Source organism: Microbacterium suwonense (assembly GCF_030296555.1).
Taxonomy (GTDB): Bacteria; Actinomycetota; Actinomycetes; order Actinomycetales; family Microbacteriaceae; genus Microbacterium; species Microbacterium suwonense.
The window spans coordinates 1,512,518-1,538,511 of the sequence record NZ_AP027728.1 but is presented as its reverse complement, the minus strand read 5'-3'; the positions used below and the strand labels follow the sequence as shown (position 1 = coordinate 1,538,511).

The window sequence follows — 25,994 nt, the reverse complement described above, 5'->3', positions numbered from 1 at the left end:
CTCACCAGCTCGCTCCCGGATGCCGTCGGGCGAGCACCTGCATCTCGGCGAGCAGGTGACCCATCGGCGTCGCGTGGCTCCCGTACCGGCCCCCGGCGCGGGAGGCGGCCACCGCCGGGATCTCCAGCTCGGCTTCGGCGAAGACCGTGTCGATCACAGCGTCGAAGCCGGGCCGCAGGGTCGAGGGCGTGCAGCCGCATCGCCCAGGCGGTCGATGAGCGGTTCGTCGCGGAACAGTTCGTCGGCGTACGGCCAGACATCGCGCAGCGCGCGGATCATCCGGCTGCGGGACTCCTCGGTACCGCCGGCCAGGCGCAGCACCCACTGCACGGCGTGGTCGCGGTGGTAGTCGACCTCCTTGAGCGACTTCTCCGCAATCGCGGAGAAGGTGCGATCGGTCGAGAAGCGCAGCGCCGTGTACAGCTCGTACATGTACACGGACGCGATGAGCTGGCGGGCGATGGTCTGGGCGAAGTCGCCGTTGGGCTGCTCCATGATCCAGGCGCTGCGGAACTCGGGCTCGTCGCGGAAATACGCCAGATCGTCCTCGCTGCGACCGTCCCACGAGCCGGCGTAGCGCAGCAGCGACCGGGCGTGGCCGAGCAGGTCGAGGGCGATGTTCCCGAGCGCGACGTCCTCCTCCAGCTCCGGGGCGCGCGAGATCCACGCGCCCAGCTGCTGGGAGAGGATCAGGGCGTCATCGGCCAGCCAGAGCGCGTACTCGGCGATGTCGGCCGAGTACGCACGGGCGTCGCCGCCGGAGAGCTCGGATGCCAGCTCCAGCTCGTCGACGGAGACATGGACATTCTCGGCATGTGCGGTGCTCACAGGTGCGGCACCCCTCGGATGCCGTGTAGTACACGGCATGACGGTAGTTCTTGCCTGCGGGACTCTCGAAGAAGGCGCCCTTGTCATCGGGGTCGCTGGTGGTGATGGCATCCGCGGGCGCCACCCAGATGGATACGCCCTCGTTGCGTCGCGTGTACAGGTCGCGGGCATTGCGCACGGCCATGCTCGCGTCCGGGGCGTGCAGCGAGCCGACATGCACGTGGTTCAGGCCGCGGTTCGCGCGGACGAAGACCTCCCACAGGGGCCAGGTCTCTTCGGGGGAGCCGCCGGGGGTCGCCATCACGCCACCTGCCCTTCTGTGCGCAGCGCCTGCTTGCGGGCGTACTCGGCCGCAGCCTCGCGCACCCAGGCGCCCTCTTCGTGGGCGGTGCGGCGCCGCTCGAGGCGCTCGGCGTTGCACGGCCCGTTGCCTCGCAGCACCTCGAAGAACTCGTCCCAGTCGATCTCGCCCATGTCGTAGGCGCCGGTCTCCTCGTTCCACTTCAGCTCGGGGTCGGGCAGGGTGATGCCGAGGATCTCAGCCTGCGGCACCAGCATCCCGACGAACCGCTGTCGCAGGTCGTCGTTCGAGAAGCGCTTGATCTTCCACTTCATCGACTGGGCGGAGTTGGGCGACTGGTCATCGGGTGGGCCGAACATCGCCAGGCTCGGCCAGTACCATCGGTTCACGGCATCCTGCGCCATCTCGCGCTGCTCCTCGGAGCCCTGCATGAGGGTCAGCAGGATCTCAAACCCCTGCCGCTGGTGGAAGGACTCCTCCTTGCAGACCCGCACCATCGCCCGGCCGTACGGGCCGTAGGACGCGCGGCACAGCGGCACCTGGTTGACGATCGCCGCGCCGTCGACCAGCCAGCCGATTGCGCCCATGTCGGCCCAGGTGGGGGTGGGGTAGTTGAAGATCGAGGAGTATTTGGCTTTGCCGCTGATGAGCTGATCCGTCATCGTGTCGCGGGTGACGCCGAGCGTCTGCGCGGCGGAATACAGGTAGAGTCCATGCCCGGCCTCGTCCTGCACCTTCGCCATCAGGATGGCCTTGCGCTTCAGGCTCGGGGCGCGGGTGATCCAGTTGCCCTCGGGCTGCATGCCGATGATCTCGGAATGCGCGTGCTGGGAGATCTGCCTGATGAGCGTCTTGCGGTACGCATCCGGCATCCAGTCACGAGGCTCGATCCGCTGCTCGTGGGCGACGAGCTCGTCGAAGCGCGCGAGCGCGTCGGCATCGTCCACCGCGGACAGGTCTGCAGGGCTGGTCATCTTCGACTCCTCGGGTCTTCTTTACTGACCGATCGTTTGGTAATTGTCGCATGGAAGTGCGACGCATGCAAGCGAACGGGCTCAGTGCGAGCGGCGGATCAGCTCGAGCAGTGCCCGGCCGTAGGCCTCGGCGGGATCCGGATGCTCATAGCCCAGCGCCTCGCCGGCGATCTCGATGTCGACGCGGAAGGTGTCAGTCAGCCGCACGAGGCGGCGGAAGGTTCCGCGCAGCAGGTCGCGGAGCTGATCCTCGCGAGGGAGCCAGACCGTGCCGTCCAGCTCGACGGCATCCAGTGCCCACTCGGTCGTGCCGTTGAAGGCGAGATCGGTGCCCGACGGCGTCCGCCGGGCCTCGATCGTCATCTCGCTGACGGTGAAGACCTCCGCCTCCACTTCGGGCTCCACCTCGTCGGGCAGGTCGAGCTGAAAGCGGTCACCGCTCTCCGGGCGCCACTGCAGCCCGGCGTCGCGCAGAGCGATGGCGAGTTCGCGGCTGATCATTCCTCCACGCTAGATCCTCCCGGCCAAACAGGGGTAGAGTCGTCGTCAAGTCCTCAGACAAGCAGAGAAGATAGGGTGCAGTCATGGCACAGGTCACGCGCACGCCGCTCGCGGATCAGGCGGCCGAACTGCTGCTGCAGCGGATCGGCGCGGGGGAGTGGCGGCTGGGTGAGAAGCTGCCCGGCGAGACGACCCTCGCTCCCCAGCTCGGGGTCGGGCGCTCGACCGTCCGCGAGGCGATCCGGCAGCTCGCCGGCCGCGGAGTGCTTGCCTCCCGACAGGGATCCGGCGTGTTCGTCACGGCGCTGGGCGTGCCCGAGGACTGGGATGTCGTGCTGCGGCGCGCCGACATCGCGATGGTGATCGAGGCGCGCATCGCGATCGAGACCGAGGCCGCCGCGCTCGCCGCCGTCCGTCGCACGCCGGCGGACCTCCGCGCCATCCGCGCGGCACTCGCGCGCCGCGGGGAGCGGAGAGAAGAGATCGAGAGCCACGTCGATGCCGACACCGACTTTCACCGTGCGGTCGTCGTCGCGGCGCACAATCCGATCCTCATCGAGCTGTTCGACGGCTTCACGCCGCGGCTGCGCCAGGCGATGGTCGAGATGCTCCGCCTCCGCGGCCATCACGGCGACGACGCGGAGCACGACATGCACGTCGCCCTCGCTGACGCCATCGCGCGCAGAGAAGCGGATGTCGCGGCATCCCGCAGCCGGGAGCACCTGCAGTCGATGGGGGAGGTGCTGGCATGACCGGTGTCGCAGGCCCCGCCGAAGTTCTGCGCCTGGACGGCGTCGATCTGGTGCGCAACTCCCGGCAGATCCTCACGGGAATCGACCTCGTGATCCGTGCGGGAGAGCACTGGGCGCTGATCGGGCCGAACGGTGCCGGCAAGAGCAGCATCCTCAGCCTGTGCGGTGCCGAACAGCATCCCACGCGCGGAACCGTCCGGGTGCTGGGGCAGCAGCTCGGGCGGGTGGAGATCCGGCGGCTGCGGGAGTCGATCGGGCACGTCGATCCACGGCATCCGCTGCGCTCGCCGCTGACAGTGCGGCAGGTGGTGCTCACCGGTGCGACCGGGACGACCGAGTTGATGAACCGCTGGCATCCGGCATCCGAACTGGTGGAGAGAGCCGACCACCTGATCGATCTGCTCGGCCTCGGTGCGCTGGACGGCGCGACCTGGCCGACGATGTCGCAGGGCGAGCGCGGCCGGGTGCTGATCGCCCGTGCGCTGCTGCCCGACCCGCCGCTGCTGCTGCTCGATGAGCCGTCGACGGGACTGGACGTCGCTGCCCGGGAGCAGCTGCTCGAGACGATCGACCTGCTGCACCGCACCCAGCCGGGCCTTGCCACGGTGCTCGTCACCCATCATCTCGAGGAGCTGCCCGAGACGACCACCCACGCCATGCTGATCCGCAAGGGCAGGGTGCTCGCGGCGGGCGCCGCGGACGACGTGCTCACCACCGAACGGGTGTCCGAGAGCTTCGACCACCCGATCCGGATCGAGCACCGCGACGGACGGTGGCATGCGCGGGCGGCCTCGCGCGCTGCAGCCTCGGTATGAGTCAGCGGGCCGGCTCGATGCTGACTCGCGGCTCAGTGCGGACTCAGGATCAGGATGGGATGTCGGTGCCGTGCGGCAGAGTGGTGGCATGACTTCCGCCGACACGCGTGCCGCCGCTCTCGACGCTCTGCGCGATCTCGTCGGGCGTGCGGATGCCGACTTCCACGACGGCCAGTACGAGGCGATCGAGGCGCTGGTCGAGGGACGCCGCCGAGCGCTGGTCGTGCAGCGCACGGGGTGGGGCAAGTCGGCGGTGTACTTCGTCGCGACCCTCCTGCTGCGCCGTCAGGGCGCCGGCCCCACGGTGCTCGTCTCGCCGCTGCTGGCGCTCATGCGCGACCAGATCGCGGCCGCCCAGCGCGCGGGGGTGCGGGCGGTCGCCATCAACTCGACCAACGCGCACGAGTGGGAGGACGTGCTCGCGCAGCTCGATCGTGACGAGGTCGACGTGCTGCTGGTCTCTCCGGAGCGGCTGAACAACCCGGCTTTCCGTGAACAGCGGCTGCCGGCGCTGATCGGCCGGATCGGGATGCTGGTGGTCGACGAGGCGCACTGCATCAGCGACTGGGGGCATGATTTCCGCCCCGACTACCGGCGGCTGCGCGAGCTGATCGCCGGGATGCCCGCCGACGTTCCGGTGCTCGCGACGACCGCCACGGCGAACAGCCGGGTGGTGGCCGATGTCGCCGAGCAGCTGGAGTCCGGAGGAGGCGAGGTGCTGACCATCCGCGGTCCGCTGGCACGTGCGTCCCTGCGCCTGGGTGTACTGCGGCTGCCCGGGTCGGCGCAGCGGCTGGCCTGGCTGCTCAGCCACCTCGATGAGCTTCCTGGCTCCGGCATCATCTACACGCTCACCGTCGCGGCGGCGGTCGACACCGCACGACTGCTGCGCGAGCACGGGCACGAGGTGCGTGCGTACACCGGGCAGACGGATGCCGAGGAGCGCGAGGAATCCGAGCGGATGCTCAAGCGCAACGAGGTGAAGGCGCTCGTCGCCACGAGCGCGCTGGGGATGGGGTTCGACAAGCCGGATCTCGGTTTCGTGCTGCACCTCGGTGCGCCCTCCTCGCCTGTGGCGTATTACCAGCAGGTCGGTCGCGCCGGGCGCGCCAGCGACAGCGCTGATGTGCTGCTGCTGCCCGGGGCCGAGGACCGCGATATCTGGCATTACTTCGCGACCGCCTCCATGCCGGACCAGCAGCGGGCAGAACGTGTGATCGCGGCGCTCGGCGAGGCCCCGATCTCGACCCCGGCGCTGGAGGCGATGGTCGACATCCGCCGCACTCCGCTCGAGTTGCTGCTGAAGGTGCTCGACGTGGACGGCGCGGTTCGTCGCGTGCAGGGCGGGTGGGTCGCGACCGGTCAGCCCTGGATCTACGATGCCGAGCGCTACGAGCGCATCGCGGCCGAGCGCCGCGCCGAGCAGCAGCACATGCTCGAGTATCAGCAGACGAACGGATGCCGGATGGAGTTCCTGCAGCGCTCGCTCGATGACGACACTGCAGCTCCCTGCGGCCGGTGCGACAACTGTGCGGGCGTGTGGTTCCCCAGCGACGTCGCGGCGGACGCGGGTGCCACCGCCGCCGAGTCCCTCGACCGGGTCGGAGTGCCGATCGAGCCGCGCAAGCAGTGGCCGACCGGTGCCGATCGGCTCGGCGTGCCAGCCAAGGGGCGCATCGGCGCGGAGGAGCAGGCCGCCGAGGGACGGGCGCTGGCCCGCCTGACCGACCTGGGCTGGGGCGGCACGCTGCGAGAGCTGTTCGCAGCCGGCGCTCCGGATGCCAGTGTGCCGCCGCAGGTGCGGGGAGCCTGCGTGCGCGTGCTCGCCGGGTGGGGCTGGGATGAGCGTCCGGTCGCCGTGGTCGGGATGCCGTCACGCTCGCGGCCTCAGCTGGTCGACTCGCTCGCCCGCGGCCTCGCCGAGATCGGAAAGCTGCCGTATGTCGGCGCGCTCGGGTTCGCGAACGGCGGGCCCACCGGCGGCCCGGGCGGCAACAGCGCCTTCCGGCTCGCGGGCCTGTGGGATCGGTTCACCGCCGAAGGGCTGGAAATCCCGGCCGGGCCGGTGCTGCTGGTCGATGACCTGGCCGACAGCCGCTGGACCCTCACGGTCGCCGCGCGCACGCTGCGCCGGGCCGGGGCCACGGCGGTGCTGCCGTTCGTGCTGGCGCAGCGCGGCTAAACGGTGAGCCTGGCCGGGGCGTTCCGCTGGAGCATCATCGCTGGACGGCGAGATCAATCCATTTCCTTGAGGATTCGGCCGGCAAAACGATCGTTTACGGCGGCTCGCGACCCCGTGTCAGACCCGGTTGGTGACAATCGACCGTCCGCGCACCTCGGCGACGGCATCGCCGGTCTCGTCGGTCACGGCGATGTCGTAAAGCCCGTTGCGTCCGTTCACGACGCGGCGCGCGGCTGTGGCCGTGAGCTTCTGTCCGGCGGTGGTCGATTTCAGGAAGGTGATGTCGGCACCCCCGGCGACGGTGACGCGTTCGTCCTCGTTGCAGGCGAGCGCGAAGGCGGTGTCGGCCAGGGCGAACACCAGTCCGCCGTGTGTGATCGCGAAGCCGTTCAGCATGTCCTCGCGCACGGTCATCGACACGACGGCGTGCCCCGGCTCGTCGAGCTCGACGACCATGCCGAGCATCGCCGAGGCCCGATCGCGCCGCATCATCTCCCTCATGCGGCCATCGGCTCCTTGGTCACCAGGGTAAGCACGTCGTAGGTCGCGACGATCTCCTCCTCCTGGTTGCGGATCACGGCATCCCAGCGCACCTCGCCGTACTCGTCGGTCTCACGCGGAGTGATCTGCTTGGCGGTCAGCTCGACGCGGATGCTATCGCCCGGCGACACCGGCGTGATGAAGCGCAAGTTCTCCAGCCCGTAGTTGGCCAGCACTGGTCCCGGCTCCGGATCGACGAACAGTCCTGCCGCCCAGGACACCAGCAGGTACCCATGTGCGACGCGTCCGGGGAAGAACGGATTCGCGGCCGCAGCATCCTCGTCCATGTGGGCATAGAAGGTGTCGCCGGTGAAGTGCGCGAAGGTCTCGATGTCCTCCAGCGTCACCTCGCGTGAACCGGAGACGATCTGGTCGCCGATCCGCAGCTCGGCGAGCGACTTGCGGAACGGATGCCGGTCGTCCGAGCGCGCCGCTGCGCCGGCGTGCCATTCCCCGGTCAGGGCGGTGAGCATCTCCGGCGAGCCCTGCACTGCGGTGCGCTGCATGTGATGCTTCACCGCTCGGATCCCGCCGAGCTCCTCGCCGCCGCCGGCGCGGCCCGGGCCGCCATGCACGAGGCCCGGCAGGGGTGATCCGTGGCCGGTGGACGAACGGGCGTCGTCGCGGTCGAGCAGCAGCATCCGTCCGTTGAACGGTGCGATGCGGGTGGCGAGCTCCACTGCCTGCGCCGGATCGTGCGTGGCGATGCTGGTGACCAGCGAGCCGCCGCCGCGGGCGACGATGTCGGAGGCCTCTGCGATCGTGTCGTAGGTGACCAGCGACGACACCGGGCCGAACGCCTCCACCGTGTGGACGGCTTCGGCCTGCGCGTCGTCGAAGCGCAGCAGCACGGGGGACACGAAGGCGCCGTCGGGTGCTGCAGCCGTCGTGCCGTCGGCATGCCGCACCTCGGGCGCGTCCGTCGAGCCGATCACGATCCGGCCGCCGCCGTCGACGAGTGCTTCTACCTGCCGGCGCACCTCGTCGCGCTGGGCGGCAGAGGCCAGCGGGCCCATCGTCACGCCCTCGGCGCGCGGGTCGCCGATCACGGTCTTCGCAGCGAGGCGGTCGCGGACGGCGTCGATGACGGCGTCGGCGGATGCGGTCGGCACCACTGCGCGACGAATGGCGGTGCACTTCTGCCCGGCCTTCGTGGTCATCTCGGTCACCAGCTGGCGCACGTAGGCATCGAACTCGGGGGTGCCGGCAACGGCATCCGTGCCCAGCACCGAGGCGTTGATCGAGTCGGTCTCTGCAGTGAAGCGCACGCCGCCGGTCTGCACCGACGGATGCCGGCGCAGGCTCTCGGCAGTCGACGCGCTGCCGGTGAAGCCGACCAGGTCGCCCAGGCGCAGGTTCTCGAACAGCTCCGGGACGCTGCCACTGACCAGCTGCAGCGAGCCCTCGGGCAGAAGGTCGGACTCCACGAGGATGCGCACCATCGCCTCGGCGAGATATCCGGTGGGAGTGGCGGGCTTGACGAGCGTGGGCATGCCGGCCAGGAATGCGGGCGCGAACTTCTCCAGCGAACCCCAGACGGGGAAGTTGAAGGCGTTGATCTGCACGGCCACGCCGGGCAGCGTCGTGTACACGTGGCGGCCCAGGAAGGAGCCGTCCTTCGAGAGCGGTTCGACCGGCCCGTCGACGAGCACACGGCTGTTCGGCATCTCGCGGCGGCCCTTGCCGGAGTACGAGAACAGCACGCCGATGCCGCCGTCGATGTCCACCCAGGAGTCGGCCTTGGTCGCGCCGGTGCGAGCGGAGATCGCATACAGCTCGTCCTTGCGCTCGGTGAGCACCAGCGCGAACTTCTTCAGCAGCACCGCGCGCTGGTGGAAGGTGAGTGCGGCCAGGCTTGCGTGCCCCGTGGTGCGGGCGTACTCCAGCGCCGCGGCGAGATCGAGGCCCTCCGTCGACACCCGTGTGATCACCTCGCCGGTGGACGCGTCGCGGACAGCGGTGCCCGTCGCTCCGCTGGCAGGTGTCCACCAGTCGCCCTGGACATAGCTCGGCAGGTAGTCGCTCATCGTTCCTCGTTCCAGACGTAGAATCCTTCGCCGCTCTTGCGGCCCAGTTTGCCTTCGGCCACCATGCGCCGCAGTAGCTCTGGCGGCTCGAATCTCGGCCCGAGCTCGCGCGCCAGCTCCTCGGCGATGCCCAGTCGCACATCGAGGCCGACGACATCGGTGGTGCGCAGCGGGCCGGTCGGATGCCGGTAGCCCAGCTCCATGGCGGCGTCGATGTCCGCAGCGTCGGCGACGTTCTCCTCCAGCATCCGAATCGCCTCCAGTGCCAGCATCACCCCGAGTCGACTCGACGCGAACCCGGGGAGTCGCGCACGACGACGGGCGTCTTGCGCAGGGTCGTCACCCACTCGCGGGCCGAGGCGACCACGTCGTGATCGGTACGCTCACCGACCACGATCTCGACCAGCTTCGACGATGGCACGGGGTTGAAGAAGTGCAGCCCGACGAAGCGCCCGGGGCGGGAGAGGGACGTAGCGAGCGCATCGATCGAGATCGAGGAGGTGTTCGTCGCGACCACGGCATCAGCGGCCACGATGGACTCGATGCGCGCAAGCGCGCCGATCTTCAACGCGCGATCCTCCGGAACCGCCTCGATGACCAGGCTCGCGCCGGCGAAGTCCGCGATCTCGGTGCTGGTGGCGAAGGCGACGGTGGCAGAGGCGTCGTCGGCGAGGTCGCCGCGCTGCACGGATGCCGCGATGCTGGCCAGCACGCGCTCACGTGCGGCATCCGCCGACTCCGCATCCCGCTCGACCACGGTCACTCGCGAACCCGCGAGCAGGAAGGCGTGCGCGATGCCCGCACCCATCCGTCCGCCGCCGAGCACGCCGACCATTCCGGGTACGGTCATGGCTTCTTCCTTCCGCGCTCCAGGAACGCCGTCATCCGACGATGCTTCTCGTCACTATCGAACAGCTCCGCCTGCACCTCCAGCTCGATCGCCGGATGCTGATCGGACGGGGCCAGCAGGGCGAGCTTGGTCAGCTGGGTGGCCCGGGTGCCGTTCGCGCAGATGCGGTCGGCCAGTGCATGTGCCGCGGCCAGCAGGTCATCCGGTTCGTGCAGCGAGGAGAGCAGGCCCCACGCCAGCGCCTCGTCGGCATCGATGACACGACCCGTGAGCAGCAGCTCGCTGGCCCGCGCATGACCGACGATCTCGGGCAGCCGCCAGGTCGCGCCGGCCGCGGCGATGATGCCCAGACCGGTCTCGGGGTTCCCGAATCGCACCCGCGGAGTGCCGATGCGGAGGTCGGCGGCGTAGGCGAGCTCGGCGCCGCCACCCAGCGCGTAGCCGTCCACGGCGGCGAGCACCGGCATCGGCAGCGCGCGGATGCGGCGGAAGATCGTCGAGTTGATGCCGCGGCGGGCATCGTCGGCGGTGCGCTCGCGCAACTGGCCGATGTCGGCGCCCGAGGCGAACACGCCGTCGGCGCCGATCAGGATCAGCACGCGGCGATCTCGCTCCAGCTCGTCGCACAGCGCGTGCAGCTCATCGACCATCGCCTGGTCGATGGCGTTGCGCACGTCCGGGCGGTTCAGGGTGGCGACGACGCGGTCCTCGCGTCGCTCGATCAGCAGTGGTTCGTCGCTCATCCGCCCGCCTCCTGCTGTTCAGGTCGCACTTTTGGCCGCTTGGAAGACGAAACGACGGCATCCATTGCGACCTGAACGGATGCTGCGCGGCTGGAGACGGCATCCATTGCGACCTGGAAGCGCGCGATCGCCGTCACGAGAGGCGCTCCACGATCATGGCGGTGCCCTGGCCGACGCCGACGCACATCGTGGCCAAACCGTAGCGGGCGCCGGTCGCCTCCAGGCGGCGCAGCAGGGTGACGATCAGGCGCGATCCGCTGGAGCCCAGTGGATGCCCGAGGGCGATCGCGCCGCCGTCGGCGTTGACGATCTCGGGGTCCAGGCCCAGGCGGCGGATGCTGGCCAGCGACTGCGTCGCGAATGCCTCGTTGAGCTCGATCGCACCGAGGTCCGCGACTGTCAGGCCGGCCTTCTGCAGGGCCTTCTCGGTCGCGGGCACCGGGCCCAGGCCCATGATCTCGGGTGCCAGTGCGGCGCTCGCCGAGGCGACGATGCGCGCGCGGACACGCAGACCATGGCGCTGCACGGCATCCGCGCTGGCCACCACGATCGCCGAGGCGCCGTCGTTGAGCGAGCTGGCGTTACCCGCCGTCACGACCTGACCGCCGGGCACGACCGCCCGCAGTTTCGCGAGCGCTTCCAGCGAGGTCTCGCGGCGTGGCCCCTCATCGGTATCGACCGTGCCGCGGGGTGTCTCGACGGCGACGATCTCAGAAGCCAAGCGCCCGGCATCGATCGCGGCGAGCGCGCGCTGATGGCTGAGCAGGGCGAAGGCGTCGGCATCCGCTCTGCTGATCCCGTCGAGCCGGGCGACCTCTTCCGCGGTCTCGGGCATCGAGAACGTGGCCTTGTCGCGGGACAGCAGCTTCGGGTTCGCGAAGCGCCAGCCGATCGAGGTGTCGAAGGTGGCTCCCGGCTTGGCCCAGGCACGCTCGGGCTTGGCCTGCACCCAGGGGGCGCGGGTCATCGACTCCACGCCGCCGGCGACGATCACCTCGGCATCACCCGCGCGGATCGCCTGTGAGGCCATCGCGATCGCCGACATGCCCGAGGCGCACAGCCGGTTCACGGTGATGCCGGGGAGGGTGTCGGGCAGGCCCGCCAGCAGCACCGCCATGCGGGCGACGTTGCGATTGTCCTCGCCGGCCTGGTTGGCAGCTCCCAGGATCACCTCGTCGATCGCGTCGTGCGGCAGCCCGGAGCGCGCGACCGTCTCACCGACGACGAGGGCGGCGAGGTCGTCCGGACGCACGCCGGCCAGCAGGCCCCCGTAGCGCCCCACAGGCGTGCGGATCCCATCCACCAGGTATGCGTCGGTCATGCTCCCGTCCCGTTCCTTCCCCTTCTCACAGCCCGTCTACTTGTGCCGAATGCGGTGGATCCGGGGCTGGAAACCCGCGTTCGGCACAAATAGACGGGCATTGGTCTCAGATCCTTCCGTAGGCGCGCAGCGGATGCTCGATGAGCCCGACCACGCGGCGCAGGAACCCGGCGGCGTAGCCGCCATCGCAGACCCGGTGGTCGAACACGAGGGACAGCTGGGCGATGCGCCGGGCCACGATGGTGCCGTCGACCACCCAGGGGCGCTCGATCATCCGGCCGATGCCGAGGATGGCGACGTCGGGGTGATTGATGATGGCGGCCGAGCCGTCGACGCCGAAGCCGCCGTAGTTGTTCAGCGTGAACGTCGAGCCGCGCAGGCGCTCCGGCGGCATGGACCCGGACCGTGCGGTCGCGGCCAGTTCGCGCAGCGCAGCGTCCAGCTGCTCCACGGTGAGCTCGTGCGCCCGTGGCACGACCGGCACCATCAGCCCCCGCTCCGTGTCGGCGGCGATGCCGAGGTTCACTCCCTCGAAGGAGATGATCTCGCCGGCGTCGTCGCTCAGCCGCGAGGCCAGCAGTGGATAGTCCTCCAGAGCGATCAGCGCGAACCGGGCGACCAGGGCGGTCAGCGAGGGAGCCTTGCCGCCCTCCGGTGCCATGGCCGCGCGCAGCTCCCAGAGCCGGGTCGCGTCCACATCGACCCACACCGTCGCCTCCGGGATCTCGGAGCGGCTCCGGCTCAGCTTCGCGCTGACAGCCTTGCGCAGCGGTCCCATCCGCTCGCGCGAGCGCACCGCCAGACCGTCGAGCTCGCCGCCGCCACCGGATGCCGTGCCACCGGATGCCGTGCCACCGTCCAGGGCGACACCGTCCACCGCGCTGTCGACGGCCGCGCGCAGCACGTCGCCGCGGGTGATGGCGCCGTCGGCCCCCGTGCCGGTGATCGTCTGCACATCCACGCCGAGGTCGCGGGCCAGTCGGCGCACGAGTGGCGACCGCACGGCGACCGGGCGACGGGGAGCCGCGCTCTCGTCGAGCGCACGGCCCGTCGTCGAATGCGCGAGCTCGCTGCGCGAGGAAGCTGTGCTCTCGGTGGCATCCGGTGCAGTCGGCGGTGCCGTCGAGACTGCCGAGGGAGCGGGGGCCACGGGCACGGCGCGGGCACGGCGGCGCCCCGATCCGGCGCGCTCTGTGGTGCCGTAGCCGATCAGCACGTTGCCCGAGCCCGCGCGCTCTTCGGCGCGGTAGGCGTCCTTCTCAGTGGTGTCGGCATCCGCCCGCGAAGCCTGGCTGTCGGCATCCGGGCCCGCCTCGTCGCCGGCCACTTCGAGCACCGGCGCGCCGACCTCGAGCGTGTCGCCCGGCACACCATGCAGGGCCGTGACGACTCCGGCGAACGGTGAGGGCAGCTCGACGATGCTCTTGGCGGTCTCGACCTCGGCGATGGCCTGATCGGTGGCGATGCTGTCGCCCACCTTCACGAGCCACTGCACGAGCCCAGCCTCGGTGAGACCCTCGCCGAGGTCGGGCAGGCGGAACACCCGTGCGGTCGCGGTGGTCATGGTGCCGACACCTCCGCGTCGTCGTCCCAGTGCAACGAGTCGATGGCATCGAGGATGCGATCGGCGTCGGGCAGATACCAGTGCTCGAGCTTGGGGGAGCGAAGGGCGTGTCGAATCCGGTGACCCGTCGCACCGGGGCCAGGAGGTACTCGAAGCAGCGCTCGAAGACCCGTGCCTGGATCTCGCCTGCGACGCTCACATAGCCCGGCGCCTCGGCGACGACGACGGCACGGCCGGTGCTGCGCACTGCGGCGGTCACCGTCGCATCGTCGAACGGGGAGAGGCTGCGCACGTCGATCACCTGCAGGCTGCGCCCCTCGGATGCGGCGATCTCAGCCGCCTCCAGTGCGACCGGCACCATGGCCGCATAGGCCAGCACAGTGACGTCCGTGCCGTCGCGGGCGATGCGGGCCTGGCCGATCTCGGCGGTGATCGAGGTGTCGACCTTGCCCTTCGACCAGTACAGCTTCTTCGGCTCCAGGAACACGACCGGGTCGGGCGAGGCGATGGCCGCGCGCAGCAGCGAGTATGCATCCTGCGGGGTTGAGGGTGCCACCACGGTGAGCCCCGGGGTGTGCGCGTAGTACGCCTCGGAGGAGTCGCAGTGGTGCTCGACTCCGCCGATGCCGCCGCCGAAGGGGATGCGGATGACCATCGGCATCCGCACGGCCCCGCGGGTGCGGTTGCCGAGCTTGGCGACGTGGCTGACCACCTGCTCGAAGGCGGGCAGCGCGAACGCGTCGAATTGCATCTCCACGACGGGCCGCATGCCGTTCATCGCCATGCCGACGGCGGTGCCGACGATGCCGGACTCTGCCAGCGGGGTGTCGAAGCAGCGATCCTCACCGAAGCGCTCCGCCAGGCCGTCGGTGATGCGGAACACGCCGCCGAGCGCGCCGACGTCCTCGCCGAAGACCACCACCTCGGGATCCTCCGCGATGGCATCGGCGAGTGCACGATTGAGCGCCGCAGCCATGGTCATCGTGCCGACCACGTGCTGCGGGGACTCGATCCGGGTGTCGTCGTGTGCGATGGTCATCGGTGGCCTCCTGCCTCGGTCAGGGTTGCGCGTTCGATCTCGCCGCGCAGCAGCTGCCACTGCTCCTCCAGCTGCGGGGAGCGTTCAGCGGTGACGTGGCGGAACAGGTCTTCGGCGTCGAGGTCGGAGTCGGCATTCAGCGCGTCGCGCAGGGCGGATGCGATGCTTTCGGCCCCCGCGGTGAGCCGATTCTCGGCCTGATCGTCGAGCAGCCCCTGCTCGATCAGATACGTGCGCATGCGGATCAGCGGGTCCCGATCGGCCCAGGCCTTGACCTCGTCGCGCTCACGGTAGCGGGTGTCGTCGTCGGCGTTGGTGTGCGCCTGCATCCGATAGGTGTGCGCCTCGATCAGCGATGGTCCGCCGCCGTCCCGCGCGTGCTGCACCGCTTCGCCGAGCACGGCCAGCACGGCCGCGACATCGTTGCCGTCCACGCGCTGCCCGGGCATCCCGTACCCGATCGCCTTGTGCGCCAGGGATGGCGCGGCGGTCTGACGCGAGAGCGGCACCGAGATGGCGAACTCGTTGTTCTGTACGAAGAAGACCACCGGCACGTGGAACACCGCTGCGAAGTTCAGCGCCTCATGGAAATCGCCCTCGCTGGTGGCGCCGTCGCCGCACAGGGCGAGTACGACGGTGTCCTCGCCGCGGCGCTTCGCGGCCTGCGCGAAGCCCACGGCGTGCAGCAGCTGGGTGGCCAGCGGGGTGGACTGCGGTGCGACACGGTGCTCGGCGGGGTCGTAGCCGGAGTGCCAATCGCCCTTGAGCAGCACCATGGCATGGGCCGGGGCGACGCCCCGCATGATGACGGCGACCGAGTCGCGGTAGGTCGGGAAGAGCCAGTCGCGCCCGCCGAGCACGAGGGCGGCGCCCACCTGGCAGGCCTCCTGGCCGTGCGAGGACGGATAGACCGCCATCCGGCCCTGCCGCACGAGGGCGTACGCCTGATCGTTGATGCGTCGTCCTTCGAGAAGACCTTGGTATGCGCGCAGCAGCGTCTCGGCATCCGGCAGGGCGTAGCGCTCATCGGCGACGACCGCGCCGTTCGCATCGATCAGCGAGACAGGGGTGTCGCGGGGGAGCAGATCGTCGTGATGCATCGGGTTCGCCCTCCTTGCCGAACGTGTCTGCCCAGTGTGCCTCCGATTCTTCAATCGTCCAATCAGATCGCGCTAGATGTGGACGTTCGATCGCCAGCATGCAGAACAGCTATCGATGTGTCAGGATTCAGTGACAGAAGGGCAGGTGCACTCATGACGACTCTCGACGCCATAGATCACGCGATCCTCGCGGAGCTGCGCCGCGACGCGCGCATCTCGATGACGGCCATCGCCGAGGTCGTGCACATCTCGCGTGCCGGGGCGCATGCGCGCATCAAGAGGCTGACGGATGCCGGGGTCATCACCGGCTACACCGTGCGCACCGACCCGGTGCAGCTCGGGCACCACGCATCCGCCTACGTCATGCTCGCGATCGAGCAGGCGACCTGGCAGGAAGTGCAGGCGAGGTTGCGTGCCATCCCCGAGGTCGAGCACATGGCGCTCGTCGGCGGCGACTTCGACGTCATCCTGCTTGTGCGCGCCAGCGACGCGCGCGACCTGCGCCGCATCGTGCTGGAGGACATCCAGGCGATCCCCTCGATCCGCTCCACGCGCACCACGCTCATCTTCGAGGATTTCAGTCGGGAGTGAATTCGGTTGGATAGCGTGGGCAGGTGAACCGGATGCAACTTGTCGACGCCCTGCTCGCCGGCCCTCGTGGGCGGCGGATGCTGCTGGAGTTCGCGTTGGACTCCGAACCTCCGGGTGTCGTTGAGCTGATGCCACTTGCAGCCGCTGTGACCTCAGCGGCGCGTACGTTCGAACCGCCGGGAACCACCATCTGGATCGGCACCGGACCACGCCCGAAGGAACCCGCCCCGGCGACGCCCGACGAGGTGGCGCGGCTGCTGACAGAGACGACGCTCGCAGAGGCGACCCCGGAGCGACTGCGTGCGGCGATGGCCCGTTCGGTGGACATGGCCAGGTACTGGCAGGAGTCCGACGGGACCGACCAGGTGGCGGCGACTGCCGAAGTGCGTGTGGCACTGGAACGCGTCGCCGAGCACGTCGCGCCCACGGTGTCGTCGTGGTGGCGGCCGATCGACCTGCACCGCCAGTGGTCGGTGCGATGGGACGAGCCGCGCATCGGGCCGCCGGCGGCGATGTCGATGGCTCAGCTGCGCCGAATCCAGGCCCAGCAGATCGAACAGGAGCAGCGTGCGCAGCACGACCGGCCGGCAGATCCGACGGCCAATATGAGCGGTGAGTGGTGGTCGAAGCCCGGCTGGCCGACGCCTTCGACGGCCGGGGCGACCTTCGATGGGAGTCCCGCGGCACTGTGGTTCGTCGAGGACAGCATGGGCTGGGAGCAGTGCCTCGTGTACATGGCGTCCGTTTCCGCACGCTCCCGGGTGTTCGAGATCGACAGTGCCGAGGCATGGGGTGAACTGTGCACGCGGTTCCCGACGGCAGTGACCGCGCTCAAGCGGCACGACTGGTATCGGGCCACAGGACGCATCGGTGACTGGGTGCTCCCGGACTGGAGTGCTGTCGCGGAGCACTACGACGCCGTGCATCTGCAGGCCGGTGCCTACCTGGCTGCCGCAGGCACCGCGATCCCGGTGGGTGACAGCGCCGCGTCCGTCATCGCGGGCTGGAACCCGGGTGAGACGTATTGGCTGACCGAGGTGATCCGCTTCGACGAGGAACCGACCGCGTGGGTGTCGGGTGGCGGCGGAATCGGCGAATGGATGCTGGAGTAGGGGAGCGACGTTCGGACGGCAACAGATCACCCGATGGTCAGCTCGAATCCGTCCGGCCGCTCGATGATCGTGATCTCCGTCAGGTCGTCGACCGCGTAGGTCGGGCCGTTCGCCGTCGCTGGCCCGCCGACGCCGACCACGCGCATACCGGCGGTGAGCCCCGCCTGGATGCCGGCGGGGAATCCTCGAACACGACGCAGTCGGCCGGCTCGACACCCAGCAGCGAGGCGGCCTTCAGGAAGCCCTCCGGATGCGGTTTCGACGCCGTCACGCTCTCGGCCGTGATGGTGAGATCTGGGACGGCGAGTCCCGCGGCCTCCATCCTCGCCGTCATCAGCGCGACATTCGCCGACGTGACGATCGCATGCGGATGCCGCTCCAGCGCCGACAGCAGCTGCTGCGCCCCGCCGATGGCCACCACTCCGTCGACGTCGGCGGCCTCGCGGGCGAGCATCTCGGCGTTCTCGGCCAGATTGATCGCGTGATCGCGCTCGGGGAGCAGAATGGCCATGCTCTGATGCCCCTGTCGTCCGTGGACCACCTGCAGCACGCGCTGCGGGTCCAGGCCGTGCGGCTGCGCCCACTCCAGCCACAGTCGCTCGACCACTGCCGTCGAGTCCACGAGAGTGCCGTCCATATCGAGCAGCACGGCACGGGCAGGAATGCGCTGGGTCATAGCACCAGGCTAGGGGAGTCGCGCCGACCCCCGCTCTTCGTCGCTCCGCCGCTGTTAAGAATCCGGGTTCTATCCGATCGGCTGACAGTCCGCATGATCTTGCGGTGTCAGGACGGTGGCTCGTGTGCGTGCAGTCACTAGCCTGGACGTGGCGAATCGCCATCCCTCCACCGCAGCGTCGTGACCCGACGGCGCTGGAACACGCTTGCAAGGATGCACATGGAACACGTCGTGACCCACCACGATGACTGGCAGATCAACGAAGAACTCGCCGAGCGGATGATCCCGCTCATCGGCGGACTGAACAGGGAACGCGACGTGGTCACGTCGCTGCACGGACACCGCCTGCTGGGCCTGTCGACCACCGGGATCCTCGAGGTGCACGAGCGCGTCGCGCAGCTGGGCCACCGGCATCTGGCACTCACCGACACGCTCGCCGTGCTCGAGGCGCTGCACGAGATCGGCCCCGGCGCGTCATCGCTCGATGTCGCACGACTCGTCGAAGGGCACGCGGCCAGCGGCAAGGACCTCACCGCCTACCTGCGCGATGAGATCGCGCCGGCGCTGGGAGCCGAGCTGTCCGAACCGGTCGACATCGTGCTGTACGGCTTCGGCCGCATCGGCCGGCTCCTGGCCCGCATCATCATCGCGCACAAGGGGGTGGCAGCGGACTGCGGCTGCGAGCGATCGTCGTGCGCCGCGGTGCTGAGAACGACCTCGTCAAACGCGCCTCGCTGCTGCTGCGCGACTCCGTGCACGGTCGCTTCGAGGGCACGGTCGACGTGGACGAGCAGAACTCACAGATCATCGCCAACGGCATCCGCATCCAGGTGATCTACTCCGACGATCCGGGAACGATCGACTACACCGCCTACGGCATCCGCGACGCGATCGTGGTCGACAACACCGGCCGCTGGCGCGACGAAGCAGGCCTCAGCCGGCACCTGCAGTCCACCGGTGTCGCGCGCGTGCTGCTGACGGCCCCTGGCAAGGGCGAGCTGAAGAACATCGTGCACGGCATCAACGACTCCACGATCGTGCCCGAGGACCGCATCGTCTCCGCCGCGTCCTGCACCACCAACGCGATCACCCCGGTGCTCGCGGCCGTGAACGAGGCGTACGGCATCGCGCGCGGCCACGTCGAGACCGTGCACTCCTTCACCAACGACCAGAACCTCATCGACAACTTCCACCGGGGTGACCGCCGCGGACGGTCGGCGGTGCTGAACATGGTGATCACCGAGACCGGTGCCGCGAAGGCCGTCGCCCGCGCGCTGCCCGAGCTCGCCGGCAAGCTCACCGGCTCGGCGATCCGCGTGCCCACGCCCGACGTGTCGCTCGCGGTGCTGCACCTCACGCTCGAGAACCCCGCCACCAAGAATGAGCTCAACGACTACCTGCGTCGTGCCTCGCTGCATTCCAAGCTGCGCCAGCAGATCGACTACGTCGAGAGCCCCGAAGTGGTCTCCACCGATTTCGTCGGCTCACACCGTGCCGGCATCGTCGACGGGCTCGCCACCATCGCGAACGACCGCGACGTGGTGCTGTACGTCTGGTACGACAACGAGTACGGATACTCCTGCCAGGTGGTGCGCGTGCTCGAGGTCATGGCGGGCTCGCATCCGGTCGTGCTGCCAGCGCGCCGTGAGGTGACCCTGCACGCCTGACGGCACGGTGCGATGTCCGTGGATACCGGCATGATGAGGGGATGACTCCCCGCACCCTGCTGGATCGCCGGCTGCGGTCGCACCGGCTCACGTCGCCCGCTGCGACCGTGACGGATGCCGCGCGCCACCTGCTCGCCGTGCAGAGCCAGGATCTGCTGGCGGGAAGGTGGGCGCTCGGGGTGCGAACGCGCTCTTCCGTCGGCCGGAGCGCACCGAGCCTCGCGCAGGTTGACGCCGCGTTCGCACGCGGTGAGCTGGTGCGAGCGTGGACCATGCGCGGCACGCTGCACATCATTCCCGCCCGTGACCTCGCCTGGGTGCTCTCCGTCACAGCAGGGCGGCAGCGTCAGCAGGCCGCCGGTCGGCAGCGGGATCTCGGGGTGGACGACCGGATGCTGAGCACGGCCTCGCGCGCGCTTCGCCCGGCATTGCGCGACGGCGGCTGCACCAGGGCCGAGGCCTTCGCCCTGCTGGAGGGCGCCGGAATCGACCCGCGGGGTCAGCGCGGCATCCATCTGCTGTTCGCGCTCACGCTGGCGGGCGAGATCTGTCAGGGGCCGATCGAGCCGAACCACGGTGGTGTCACTCGCGATCAGCGGTTCGTGCTCGTCGAGGACTGGGTGCAGGAGTCGGATGTTCCGGCCGACCCGCTGGCCGAACTGTTCGTGCGATACATCGACGGGCACGGTCCCGCGGGCGTGCCCGATTTCGCCTGGTGGTCGGGACACACCCTCGGCTGTGCCCGCGAAGCGGCCGAGCGGGCTCGCGGGCGCCTCGTCGAGGTCGAGGACGGACTGTTCACCGCGATCACTACGCCGCGGCGCTCGCCGAAGGCAGCGGATGTCATCGCGCTGCCCGCCTTCGACGAGTACTACATCTCCTACGCCGACCGAACGATCGTCTGTGAGCCGGATCGTCTGGCTGCGGTCGGACCGGGGAAGAACGGCATGGTGCGTCCCACGCTCGTGCATCGGGGCCGCGTCGTCGGCACCTGGGCGCATGCCGCCGCAACCAGGGGCACGCCGCCGGATCTGTTCGGCGATGGGCCCGACCCGGATGCCGTGGCATCCGCCCTCGCCCGCTTCACGCGCTTCGTCGACGGCTGGTCGCCACGTGGCGGCGGTGCTGGGCAAGTCACCGGGGTGTTGACACAATGAGGAGCGTGTCGAGCTACTTCCAGCGCGTGTCCGAGACCTCGTTCGAACCCACCGAGCACGTCGGCGGTGCATGGAACCCCGACGAGCAGCACATCGCGCCGGTGCTGGGGCTGCTCGCGCACCTGGTGGAGGTCGACCACGCCGCGCGCCGCACCGACGCGCCGCTGGTGATCGCGCGGGCGAGCTACGACATCCTGGGCGTGATCCCGATGGCTGCCTTCGAGGTGGCGACGCGCGTGGTGCGACCCGGGCGCACGATCGAGCTGATCGAGGCGACGCTGAGTCATGGTGGCCGGACTGCCGTGACCTTGCGGGCATGGATGCTGCAGCAGAGCGATACCTCGGCGGTGCAGGGCAGCCCTCTGCCGCACCTGCCCGCCGTCGAGTCGTTCGCGCCGTGGTCCGCGGCCGAGGTCTGGCCAGGCGGCGCGATCCGCTCGATCGACGCCCGGCGCGAGGCCGCCGGCACAGGTCGCGCGCGCTGCTGGATACGGCCCCGGCATCCGCTGCTCGCCGATGAGACGATCTCGTCACGGGCACGGATGCTGGGAATGGTCGACTTCGCCAACGGCATCGCCACGCGGGTCGCGCCCGAGCAAGCGCTCTATCCCAACATCGACCTCACCGCGAGTGTCTTCCGTGAGCCGGTCGGGGAGTGGTTCGGCCTGGACACCTCTGTGTCGTTCGGAGCGGATGGCATCGGGCTCACCGAGTCCGTTCTCAGCGACGCATCGGGCCCCTTGGGCACCTCGTCGCAGACGCTGACCATTCGTCTGCGGTGAGTCTCCGAGATCGCTGCTGACCGGCATCCGGCAGAGCAGCGGATGCTACTCGCCGGCGTGCCGGTCGAGGAACGAGTAGACCTCATTCTCGTCGACACCCGGGAACGCGCCGCGGGGAGCGGCGAGAACATGTGGGTGTGCACGCGGGCGCTCGGCCAGGCACGGCCCTCCCAGCGCTGTGAGACGGTCGCCGGTGCCCGGCGGCAGCACGCCTCGTCGGGGCAGGTCGACTGCGCGCGGTGCGAGGTCTCGCGACCCCGCCACCAGCGGGCGTCGTCGAATGGCACGCCTGCCGTGATCGAGAAGCCGCCCGAGGCGGTGGATCCCGTCTGCGTCGCGCACCAGAACGTGCCCGAAGGGGTGTCGGTGTACTGGTAGTGCTCGGTGGTGCGGTTGCGCTGCTCGAAAGCGGCGCGCGCTGAGAACTTGCGGCATGCAGGCTGGCCCTCCACCGCGCCAGTGACATCCATCGGAAGGGTGAGGTCGTCGTTCTCGTACACCCGCGTGATCGCCCCATCCTCATCGACCCGCAGGAAGTGCAGGCGCATGTCGAGATGATGCGTCATGAGATTGGTCATACGCATGGCGGCGGCCTCGTGCGTGACGCCGAACGCATCGCGGAAATCCTCGACGGCGAGGTTGCGATCCTTCTTCGCCTGCTGCAGGAACGCGACCCCGGCCGTCTCGGGGATCAGGCAGCACGCGGCGAAGTAGTTGATCTCCAGCCGCTGCTGCAGGAAGTCAGCGTAGTCGGTGGGGCGGGTGTGTCCGAGCAGCCGGTGCGCCATGGCCTGCAGGGCCATGGATCGTAGCCCGTGCCCGCCGGGGATCGAGGCGGGTGGAAGATAGATGCGTCCATTGTCCAGGTCGGTGATGGATCGGGTCGAATGCGGCAGGTCGTCGACGTAGATCAGCTCGAACCCGAGTTTTTCGGCCATGATGCTCACCGTGCGGTGCGTGAGGGCCCCCGAGACATGCCCTGCGGCCTTCAACTGCTTCTCGGCGAGGGACTCGATCTCGGGGAGGTAGTTCGACTTGGCGCGCATGGTGAGGCGCAGCTCGGTATTGGCCCGCCGGGCTTCCTCGGGGGTGGCGATCGCCTCACGCTCCCGACGGTGCAGTTCTCGGTGCAGCCCGAGGACGGCCTCGATGGTCTCGTCGCTCATGCTCTTCGACACGCGGACAGGGGCGATGCCCAGCTGCCGGAACACCGGGCTCGCCTGCGCGCGATCCAGCTCGATCTCCAGCGCCGCGCGGTGATTCGGCGGCTCACCCGAGATGAGGTCGGCGACATCGGTGTTGCATGCCTGCGCGATCGCCTGCAGCAGTGAGAGCTTCGGTTCGCGCTTGCCGTTCTCGATCAGACTCAGCTGCGAACCCGCGATCCCGACCAGGGAACCGAGCTCGTCGAGAGTGAAACCCTTCTTCGTGCGATGGTGCCGGATGCGATGTCCGAGAGTGCTGAGTTCGAGTCCGCTTGTCGCCATTCCTTGAGCATACCCGAAAGAAATGAGCTTCTTTCCCAGCGAAACGACCGAAAGCATGGCGAAAGTGTGCGGAAGATGGATGTATCGCATCCGTCTTCCCAAGGAGCAGACATGGCTATGGCTGACACCTACGTCCACAGCATTCCGTCCGTCGCCCCCGTGCGCAGCCTCGGGGACGTGCCGGCCTACGACACTCCGGCGATGGCGGAGCTGCGCGCGTGGGTCGACGGCATCGCCGCGCTCACGCAGCCCGACCGCGTGCACTGGGTCGACGGGTCGCGCGCCGAGAACGATGCGATCCTGCGTCAGCTCGTCGACGAGGGCAAGATCATCAAGCTCAACCCCGAGTGGCGTCCGGGCTCGTACCTCGCCCGCTCGCACCCCAGTGACGTCGCCCGCACCGAGGCGCGCACCTTCATCGCATCCGAGAAGGAAGAGGATGCCGGCCCCACGAACAACTGGGCGGATCCGGCCGAGATGCACGCCACCATGGATCGGGTCTTCGCCGGCTCGATGCGGGGCCGCACCATGTACGTGATCCCGTTCTCGATGGGTCCCGTCGGCGGCAAGCTCTCGCACATCGGGGTGCAGGTGACTGACAGCGCGTACGCCGTCGCCTCCATCAACATCATGACCCGCGTCGGCGACGCGGTCACCCGGCGCATCGCTGAGGGTGCGCCGTGGGTGCGGACGGTGCACTCGGTGGGTGCGCCCCTGGAGCCGGGCGAGGTCGACGTGGAGTGGCCGTGCAACGACGAGAAGTACATCGTGCACTTCCCGGACACTCTCGAGGTGTACTCCTACGGATCCGGTTACGGCGGGAACGCCATCCTCGCCAAGAAGTGCTTCGCGCTGCGCATCGCCTCGGTGATCGCCAGGGATGAGGGCTGGCTCGCCGAGCACATGCTGCTCATCCGCGTCACCGATCCGAAGGGCAGGGCCTACCATGTCGCGGCGGCGTTCCCTTCGGCGTGCGGCAAGACGAACCTCGCCATGCTGCGCCCGACCATCCCGGGCTGGTCCGTGGAGACCCTCGGCGATGACATCGTCTGGATCCGCCCCGGTGCGGACGGGCGCATGTACGCGATGAACCCCGAGGCGGGCTTCTTCGGCGTCGCGCCCGGCACGGGTGAATCGACCAACGTCACCGCCGTCGAGACGCTGTGGGGCAACACGATCTTCACGAACGTCGCACTGCGCCCGGATGGCGACGTGTGGTGGGAGGGTCTGACGGACACTCCGCCGGCGAACCTCATCGACTGGCAGGGCAACCCGTGGACGCCCGAGTCGGGTCGCCCGGCCGCGCACCCGAACTCCCGCTTCACCGTCTCTGCCGCGCAGTGCCCGCAGATCTGCGAGGACTGGGAGTCGCCCGAGGGTGTCGCACTGGATGTCATTCTGTTCGGCGGTCGCCGTGCGAGCAATGTGCCGCTCGTGGTCGAGGCGACCGACTGGACGCACGGCGTCTTTCTCGGCTCGACCATCTCGTCCGAGCGCACGGCCGCCGCTGAAGGAACGGTCGGGGAGCTGCGCCGCGACCCGTTCGCGATGCTGCCGTTCTGCGGCTACAACATGGGCGACTACTTCGGCCACTGGTTGCAGGTCGGTCGCACGCTGCGGTTCGACCGCGCGCCGCGCATCTTCCAGGTGAACTGGTTCCGCCGTGGTGAGGACGGCCGCTTCCTCTGGCCCGGGTTCGGCGACAACTCTCGGGTGATCGACTGGATCATCCGTCGGATCTCCGGCGAGGTGGGCGCCGTCGACAGCCCGATCGGCCGGCTGCCCCGTCGCGAGGATCTCAACCTCGAGGGGCTCGAGATCACGGATGCCGATCTCGACGAGCTCTTCGACGTGGATGTCGACGCCTGGCAGGCCGAGGCCGACTCGACGGAGGAGTTCTACAAGATCTTCGGCGACAGGCTTCCCGCCGCGTTGCGCAGCGAGCTGGATGCGCTGCGGTACCGGCTCTCCACTGCGCGCTGAGCGCCGTTCTCGGCTGTCGAGGTGTTGGCGGTATTTTCCACAGGGTTTATTGTGGATAAATACCACGACTGTGGACAACGACACGAGATCGGAGCGACATGAGCATCGCAGCACGCACGGCCACCACCACCTGGGACGGCACTCTGGCAGCCGGCACCGGAACCTTCGGCTCCACCAGCAGCGGAGCGCTGGATGGCCAGCAGGTGACCTGGGGTTCGCGCACCGAGGCGCCGGCGGGCAAGTCCAGTCCTGAGGAGCTGCTGGCCGCCGCACACTCCTCGTGCTTCTCGATGGCGCTGGCCCTCACGCTCGGAGAGCACAAGACGCCGCCGCAGCAGCTCGTCGTCACCAGCGAGGTGACACTCGATGAGGTCGACGGCGCCCCGACGATCACGACCTCGGCGATCACGGTGCGCGCTATCGTTCCCGGTGTGGACGCCGTCACGTTTGCATCCATCGTCGACGAGGCCGCCAAGCTCTGCCCGGTCTCGCGACTGTTCGCCGGAGCCACGATCACGGTCGACGCCCAGCTGGCGGACTGATGACCGAGGGGATGGCGCTGGCGGAGGCGCTGACGGTAGAGCATCGCGCGATCGACGACGGTATCGAGGCGTTCCTCGGCGACGAGGGCGACCCGCAGGCGCTGCGCGATGCGATGCTCGCCCTCCGCCGGCACATCTACCTCGAGGAGGTGTTCCTGTTCCCGCCGCTCAAGCCCACGATGATGATGCCGATCTTCGTCATGCTGCGCGAGCACGGTGAGCTGTGGCGCGCCATGGACGGAGTGGATGCCGCCGTCACCGCCGGAGAGGATGCCGACGCCGCATGTCGCGACCTTCTCGTGCTGCTGGACGAGCACAACAAGAAGGAGGAGCCGATCGTCTACCCGCGTGCCGACGCGGACCTGGACGATGAGGTGCGCGCCGAGCTCGCGGATTTCCTGCGCGACGGCACCTACCCCGAGGGCTGGGTCTGCGAGCAGGCCTGACCTTCGCGGAGAGT

General features: G+C 69.3%; 21 protein-coding genes and 5 pseudogenes. 11 read left to right on the top strand and 15 right to left on the bottom strand.

The genetic code is table 11. The features are described from left to right. Nucleotide 1: 1 nt before the first annotated feature. The 4 genes and pseudogenes from paaC to QUE33_RS07740 form a co-directional block, all read right to left on the bottom strand. Nucleotides 2-777, bottom strand: a pseudogene (gene paaC / locus QUE33_RS07755) (1,2-phenylacetyl-CoA epoxidase subunit PaaC). Further along, nucleotides 698-1,129, bottom strand: coding sequence for a 1,2-phenylacetyl-CoA epoxidase subunit PaaB (gene paaB, locus QUE33_RS07750; protein WP_434019621.1), 432 nt, complete (start codon nucleotides 1,127-1,129; stop codon nucleotides 698-700). Before paaB ends, paaC begins: the two are co-directional and overlap by 80 nt. Continuing rightward, entirely contained in the window at nucleotides 1,129-2,103 is a 975-nt protein-coding gene (gene paaA / locus QUE33_RS07745; protein WP_286302915.1) for a 1,2-phenylacetyl-CoA epoxidase subunit PaaA, read from the bottom strand. Before paaA ends, paaB begins: the two co-directional genes overlap by 1 nt. An 81-nt stretch (nucleotides 2,104-2,184) precedes the next feature. Continuing rightward, complete coding sequence (locus QUE33_RS07740) at nucleotides 2,185-2,604, bottom strand: pilus assembly protein CpaE (RefSeq protein ID WP_286302914.1); 420 nt, start codon at nucleotides 2,602-2,604, stop codon at nucleotides 2,185-2,187. 83 nt (nucleotides 2,605-2,687) lie between these two features. Here QUE33_RS07740 and QUE33_RS07735 point away from each other — a divergent pair, with 83 nt between their 5' ends. The 3 genes from QUE33_RS07735 (at nucleotide 2,688) to QUE33_RS07725 (ending at nucleotide 6,353) form a co-directional block, all read left to right on the top strand. Continuing rightward, the gene (locus QUE33_RS07735) at nucleotides 2,688-3,356 is read left to right on the top strand and encodes a FadR/GntR family transcriptional regulator (RefSeq protein ID WP_286302912.1); all 669 of its coding nucleotides are present in this window, start codon (nucleotides 2,688-2,690) and stop codon (nucleotides 3,354-3,356) included. Then, nucleotides 3,353-4,171: an ABC transporter ATP-binding protein gene (locus QUE33_RS07730; RefSeq protein ID WP_286302910.1), complete on the top strand. Its 819-nt coding sequence runs from the start codon at nucleotides 3,353-3,355 to the stop codon at nucleotides 4,169-4,171. The genes QUE33_RS07735 and QUE33_RS07730 overlap by 4 nt, the downstream gene beginning before the upstream one ends. Nucleotides 4,172-4,259: 88 nt before the next feature. Next, nucleotides 4,260-6,353: a RecQ family ATP-dependent DNA helicase gene (locus QUE33_RS07725; protein WP_286302908.1), complete on the top strand. Its 2,094-nt coding sequence runs from the start codon at nucleotides 4,260-4,262 to the stop codon at nucleotides 6,351-6,353. Nucleotides 6,354-6,470: 117 nt separating this feature from the next. Here the strand turns inward: QUE33_RS07725 and paaI are convergent, their stop codons facing one another. From paaI to pdhA, 9 genes and pseudogenes are all read right to left on the bottom strand, one after another. Next, a complete protein-coding gene (gene paaI, locus QUE33_RS07720) occupies nucleotides 6,471-6,845 on the bottom strand; it encodes a hydroxyphenylacetyl-CoA thioesterase PaaI (protein WP_286302907.1) in 375 nt (124 codons plus the stop codon). 5 nt (nucleotides 6,846-6,850) lie between these two features. Continuing rightward, complete coding sequence (paaZ, locus tag QUE33_RS07715; protein ID WP_286302906.1) at nucleotides 6,851-8,920, bottom strand: phenylacetic acid degradation bifunctional protein PaaZ; 2,070 nt, start codon at nucleotides 8,918-8,920, stop codon at nucleotides 6,851-6,853. Beyond that, nucleotides 8,917-9,770: pseudogene (locus QUE33_RS07710) on the bottom strand (3-hydroxyacyl-CoA dehydrogenase family protein). The gene paaZ and the pseudogene QUE33_RS07710 overlap by 4 nt, the downstream one beginning before the upstream one ends. Beyond that, a complete protein-coding gene (locus QUE33_RS07705) occupies nucleotides 9,767-10,513 on the bottom strand; it encodes an enoyl-CoA hydratase/isomerase family protein (RefSeq protein ID WP_286302905.1) in 747 nt (248 codons plus the stop codon). The pseudogene QUE33_RS07710 and the gene QUE33_RS07705 overlap by 4 nt, the downstream one beginning before the upstream one ends. Next, nucleotides 10,510-10,650 (bottom strand): hypothetical protein, encoded by a 141-nt coding sequence (locus tag QUE33_RS07700; RefSeq protein WP_286302904.1) that lies wholly within the window; start codon nucleotides 10,648-10,650, stop codon nucleotides 10,510-10,512. The genes QUE33_RS07705 and QUE33_RS07700 overlap by 4 nt, the downstream gene beginning before the upstream one ends. Beyond that, on the bottom strand, nucleotides 10,647-11,834 hold the full coding sequence (locus QUE33_RS07695; protein WP_286302902.1) for a thiolase family protein: 1,188 nt from the start codon (nucleotides 11,832-11,834) through the stop codon (nucleotides 10,647-10,649). The genes QUE33_RS07700 and QUE33_RS07695 overlap by 4 nt, the downstream gene beginning before the upstream one ends. 106 nt (nucleotides 11,835-11,940) lie before the next feature. After that, on the bottom strand, nucleotides 11,941-13,398 hold the full coding sequence (locus tag QUE33_RS07690) for a dihydrolipoamide acetyltransferase family protein (protein WP_286302899.1): 1,458 nt from the start codon (nucleotides 13,396-13,398) through the stop codon (nucleotides 11,941-11,943). Next, nucleotides 13,395-14,437 (bottom strand): annotated as a pseudogene (locus QUE33_RS07685) (alpha-ketoacid dehydrogenase subunit beta). The gene QUE33_RS07690 and the pseudogene QUE33_RS07685 overlap by 4 nt, the downstream one beginning before the upstream one ends. After that, entirely contained in the window at nucleotides 14,434-15,537 is a 1,104-nt protein-coding gene (gene pdhA / locus QUE33_RS07680; protein ID WP_286302898.1) for a pyruvate dehydrogenase (acetyl-transferring) E1 component subunit alpha, read from the bottom strand. The pseudogene QUE33_RS07685 and the gene pdhA overlap by 4 nt, the downstream one beginning before the upstream one ends. Nucleotides 15,538-15,690: 153 nt before the next feature. Between pdhA and QUE33_RS07675 the strand changes: the two genes are divergently transcribed. Further along, nucleotides 15,691-16,128, top strand: coding sequence for an Lrp/AsnC family transcriptional regulator (locus QUE33_RS07675; RefSeq protein WP_286302897.1), 438 nt, complete (start codon nucleotides 15,691-15,693; stop codon nucleotides 16,126-16,128). 32 nt (nucleotides 16,129-16,160) lie between these two features. Beyond that, nucleotides 16,161-17,240: a hypothetical protein gene (locus QUE33_RS07670; RefSeq protein ID WP_286302896.1), complete on the top strand. Its 1,080-nt coding sequence runs from the start codon at nucleotides 16,161-16,163 to the stop codon at nucleotides 17,238-17,240. Nucleotides 17,241-17,319: 79 nt separating this feature from the next. On the opposite strand, the gene QUE33_RS07665 is transcribed toward QUE33_RS07670, so the two are convergent. Then, complete coding sequence (locus QUE33_RS07665) at nucleotides 17,320-17,916, bottom strand: HAD-IA family hydrolase (protein WP_286302895.1); 597 nt, start codon at nucleotides 17,914-17,916, stop codon at nucleotides 17,320-17,322. A 219-nt stretch (nucleotides 17,917-18,135) separates the two neighbouring features. On the opposite strand from QUE33_RS07665, the pseudogene QUE33_RS07660 reads away from it, so the two are divergent. The 3 genes and pseudogenes from QUE33_RS07660 (at nucleotide 18,136) to QUE33_RS07650 (ending at nucleotide 21,522) form a co-directional block, all read left to right on the top strand. Further along, a pseudogene (locus QUE33_RS07660) lies at nucleotides 18,136-19,583 on the top strand (glyceraldehyde-3-phosphate dehydrogenase). Between the two features lie 41 nt (nucleotides 19,584-19,624). Continuing rightward, nucleotides 19,625-20,740 carry a winged helix DNA-binding domain-containing protein gene (locus QUE33_RS07655; protein WP_286302893.1) on the top strand — a complete coding sequence of 372 codons (1,116 nt, stop codon included), beginning with the start codon at nucleotides 19,625-19,627 and terminating at the stop codon, nucleotides 20,738-20,740. Continuing rightward, nucleotides 20,737-21,522 (top strand): thioesterase family protein, encoded by a 786-nt coding sequence (locus QUE33_RS07650; protein WP_286302891.1) that lies wholly within the window; start codon nucleotides 20,737-20,739, stop codon nucleotides 21,520-21,522. Before QUE33_RS07655 ends, QUE33_RS07650 begins: the two co-directional genes overlap by 4 nt. Before the next feature lie 45 nt (nucleotides 21,523-21,567). On the opposite strand, the pseudogene QUE33_RS07645 reads toward QUE33_RS07650, so the two are convergent. Further along, nucleotides 21,568-23,009 (bottom strand): annotated as a pseudogene (locus tag QUE33_RS07645) (helix-turn-helix domain-containing protein). 111 nt (nucleotides 23,010-23,120) lie between these two features. Here QUE33_RS07645 and QUE33_RS07640 point away from each other — a divergent pair. The 3 genes from QUE33_RS07640 to QUE33_RS07630 all read left to right on the top strand — a co-directional run bounded on the left by QUE33_RS07640 (nucleotide 23,121) and on the right by QUE33_RS07630 (nucleotide 25,980). Continuing rightward, nucleotides 23,121-24,992: a phosphoenolpyruvate carboxykinase (GTP) gene (locus QUE33_RS07640; protein WP_378761768.1), complete on the top strand. Its 1,872-nt coding sequence runs from the start codon at nucleotides 23,121-23,123 to the stop codon at nucleotides 24,990-24,992. A 98-nt stretch (nucleotides 24,993-25,090) separates the two neighbouring features. Further along, nucleotides 25,091-25,534 (top strand): OsmC family peroxiredoxin, encoded by a 444-nt coding sequence (locus QUE33_RS07635; protein WP_286302890.1) that lies wholly within the window; start codon nucleotides 25,091-25,093, stop codon nucleotides 25,532-25,534. Beyond that, nucleotides 25,534-25,980: a hemerythrin domain-containing protein gene (locus QUE33_RS07630; RefSeq protein ID WP_286302889.1), complete on the top strand. Its 447-nt coding sequence runs from the start codon at nucleotides 25,534-25,536 to the stop codon at nucleotides 25,978-25,980. Before QUE33_RS07635 ends, QUE33_RS07630 begins: the two co-directional genes overlap by 1 nt. The last annotated feature ends 14 nt before the right edge of the window (nucleotides 25,981-25,994 follow it).

Bases quoted from the DNA above. Each gene is read 5' to 3' on its own strand.
- paaB (WP_434019621.1), bottom strand. From the start codon at position 1,129: ATGGCGACCCCCGGCGGCTCCCCCGAAGAGACCTGGCCCCTGTGGGAG.
- paaA (WP_286302915.1), bottom strand. From the start codon at position 2,103: ATGACCAGCCCTGCAGACCTGTCCGCGGTGGACGATGCCGACGCGCTC.
- QUE33_RS07740 (WP_286302914.1), bottom strand. From the start codon at position 2,604: ATGATCAGCCGCGAACTCGCCATCGCTCTGCGCGACGCCGGGCTGCAG.
- QUE33_RS07735 (WP_286302912.1), top strand. From the start codon at position 2,688: ATGGCACAGGTCACGCGCACGCCGCTCGCGGATCAGGCGGCCGAACTG.
- QUE33_RS07730 (WP_286302910.1), top strand. From the start codon at position 3,353: ATGACCGGTGTCGCAGGCCCCGCCGAAGTTCTGCGCCTGGACGGCGTC.
- QUE33_RS07725 (WP_286302908.1), top strand. From the start codon at position 4,260: ATGACTTCCGCCGACACGCGTGCCGCCGCTCTCGACGCTCTGCGCGAT.
- paaI (WP_286302907.1), bottom strand. From the start codon at position 6,845: ATGATGCGGCGCGATCGGGCCTCGGCGATGCTCGGCATGGTCGTCGAG.
- paaZ (WP_286302906.1), bottom strand. From the start codon at position 8,920: ATGAGCGACTACCTGCCGAGCTATGTCCAGGGCGACTGGTGGACACCT.
- QUE33_RS07705 (WP_286302905.1), bottom strand. From the start codon at position 10,513: ATGAGCGACGAACCACTGCTGATCGAGCGACGCGAGGACCGCGTCGTC.
- QUE33_RS07695 (WP_286302902.1), bottom strand. From the start codon at position 11,834: ATGACCGACGCATACCTGGTGGATGGGATCCGCACGCCTGTGGGGCGC.
- QUE33_RS07690 (WP_286302899.1), bottom strand. From the start codon at position 13,398: ATGACCACCGCGACCGCACGGGTGTTCCGCCTGCCCGACCTCGGCGAG.
- pdhA (WP_286302898.1), bottom strand. From the start codon at position 15,537: ATGCATCACGACGATCTGCTCCCCCGCGACACCCCTGTCTCGCTGATC.
- QUE33_RS07675 (WP_286302897.1), top strand. From the start codon at position 15,691: ATGACGACTCTCGACGCCATAGATCACGCGATCCTCGCGGAGCTGCGC.
- QUE33_RS07670 (WP_286302896.1), top strand. From the start codon at position 16,161: ATGCAACTTGTCGACGCCCTGCTCGCCGGCCCTCGTGGGCGGCGGATG.
- QUE33_RS07665 (WP_286302895.1), bottom strand. From the start codon at position 17,916: ATGACCCAGCGCATTCCTGCCCGTGCCGTGCTGCTCGATATGGACGGC.
- QUE33_RS07655 (WP_286302893.1), top strand. From the start codon at position 19,625: ATGACTCCCCGCACCCTGCTGGATCGCCGGCTGCGGTCGCACCGGCTC.
- QUE33_RS07650 (WP_286302891.1), top strand. From the start codon at position 20,737: ATGAGGAGCGTGTCGAGCTACTTCCAGCGCGTGTCCGAGACCTCGTTC.
- QUE33_RS07640 (WP_378761768.1), top strand. From the start codon at position 23,121: ATGGCTATGGCTGACACCTACGTCCACAGCATTCCGTCCGTCGCCCCC.
- QUE33_RS07635 (WP_286302890.1), top strand. From the start codon at position 25,091: ATGAGCATCGCAGCACGCACGGCCACCACCACCTGGGACGGCACTCTG.
- QUE33_RS07630 (WP_286302889.1), top strand. From the start codon at position 25,534: ATGACCGAGGGGATGGCGCTGGCGGAGGCGCTGACGGTAGAGCATCGC.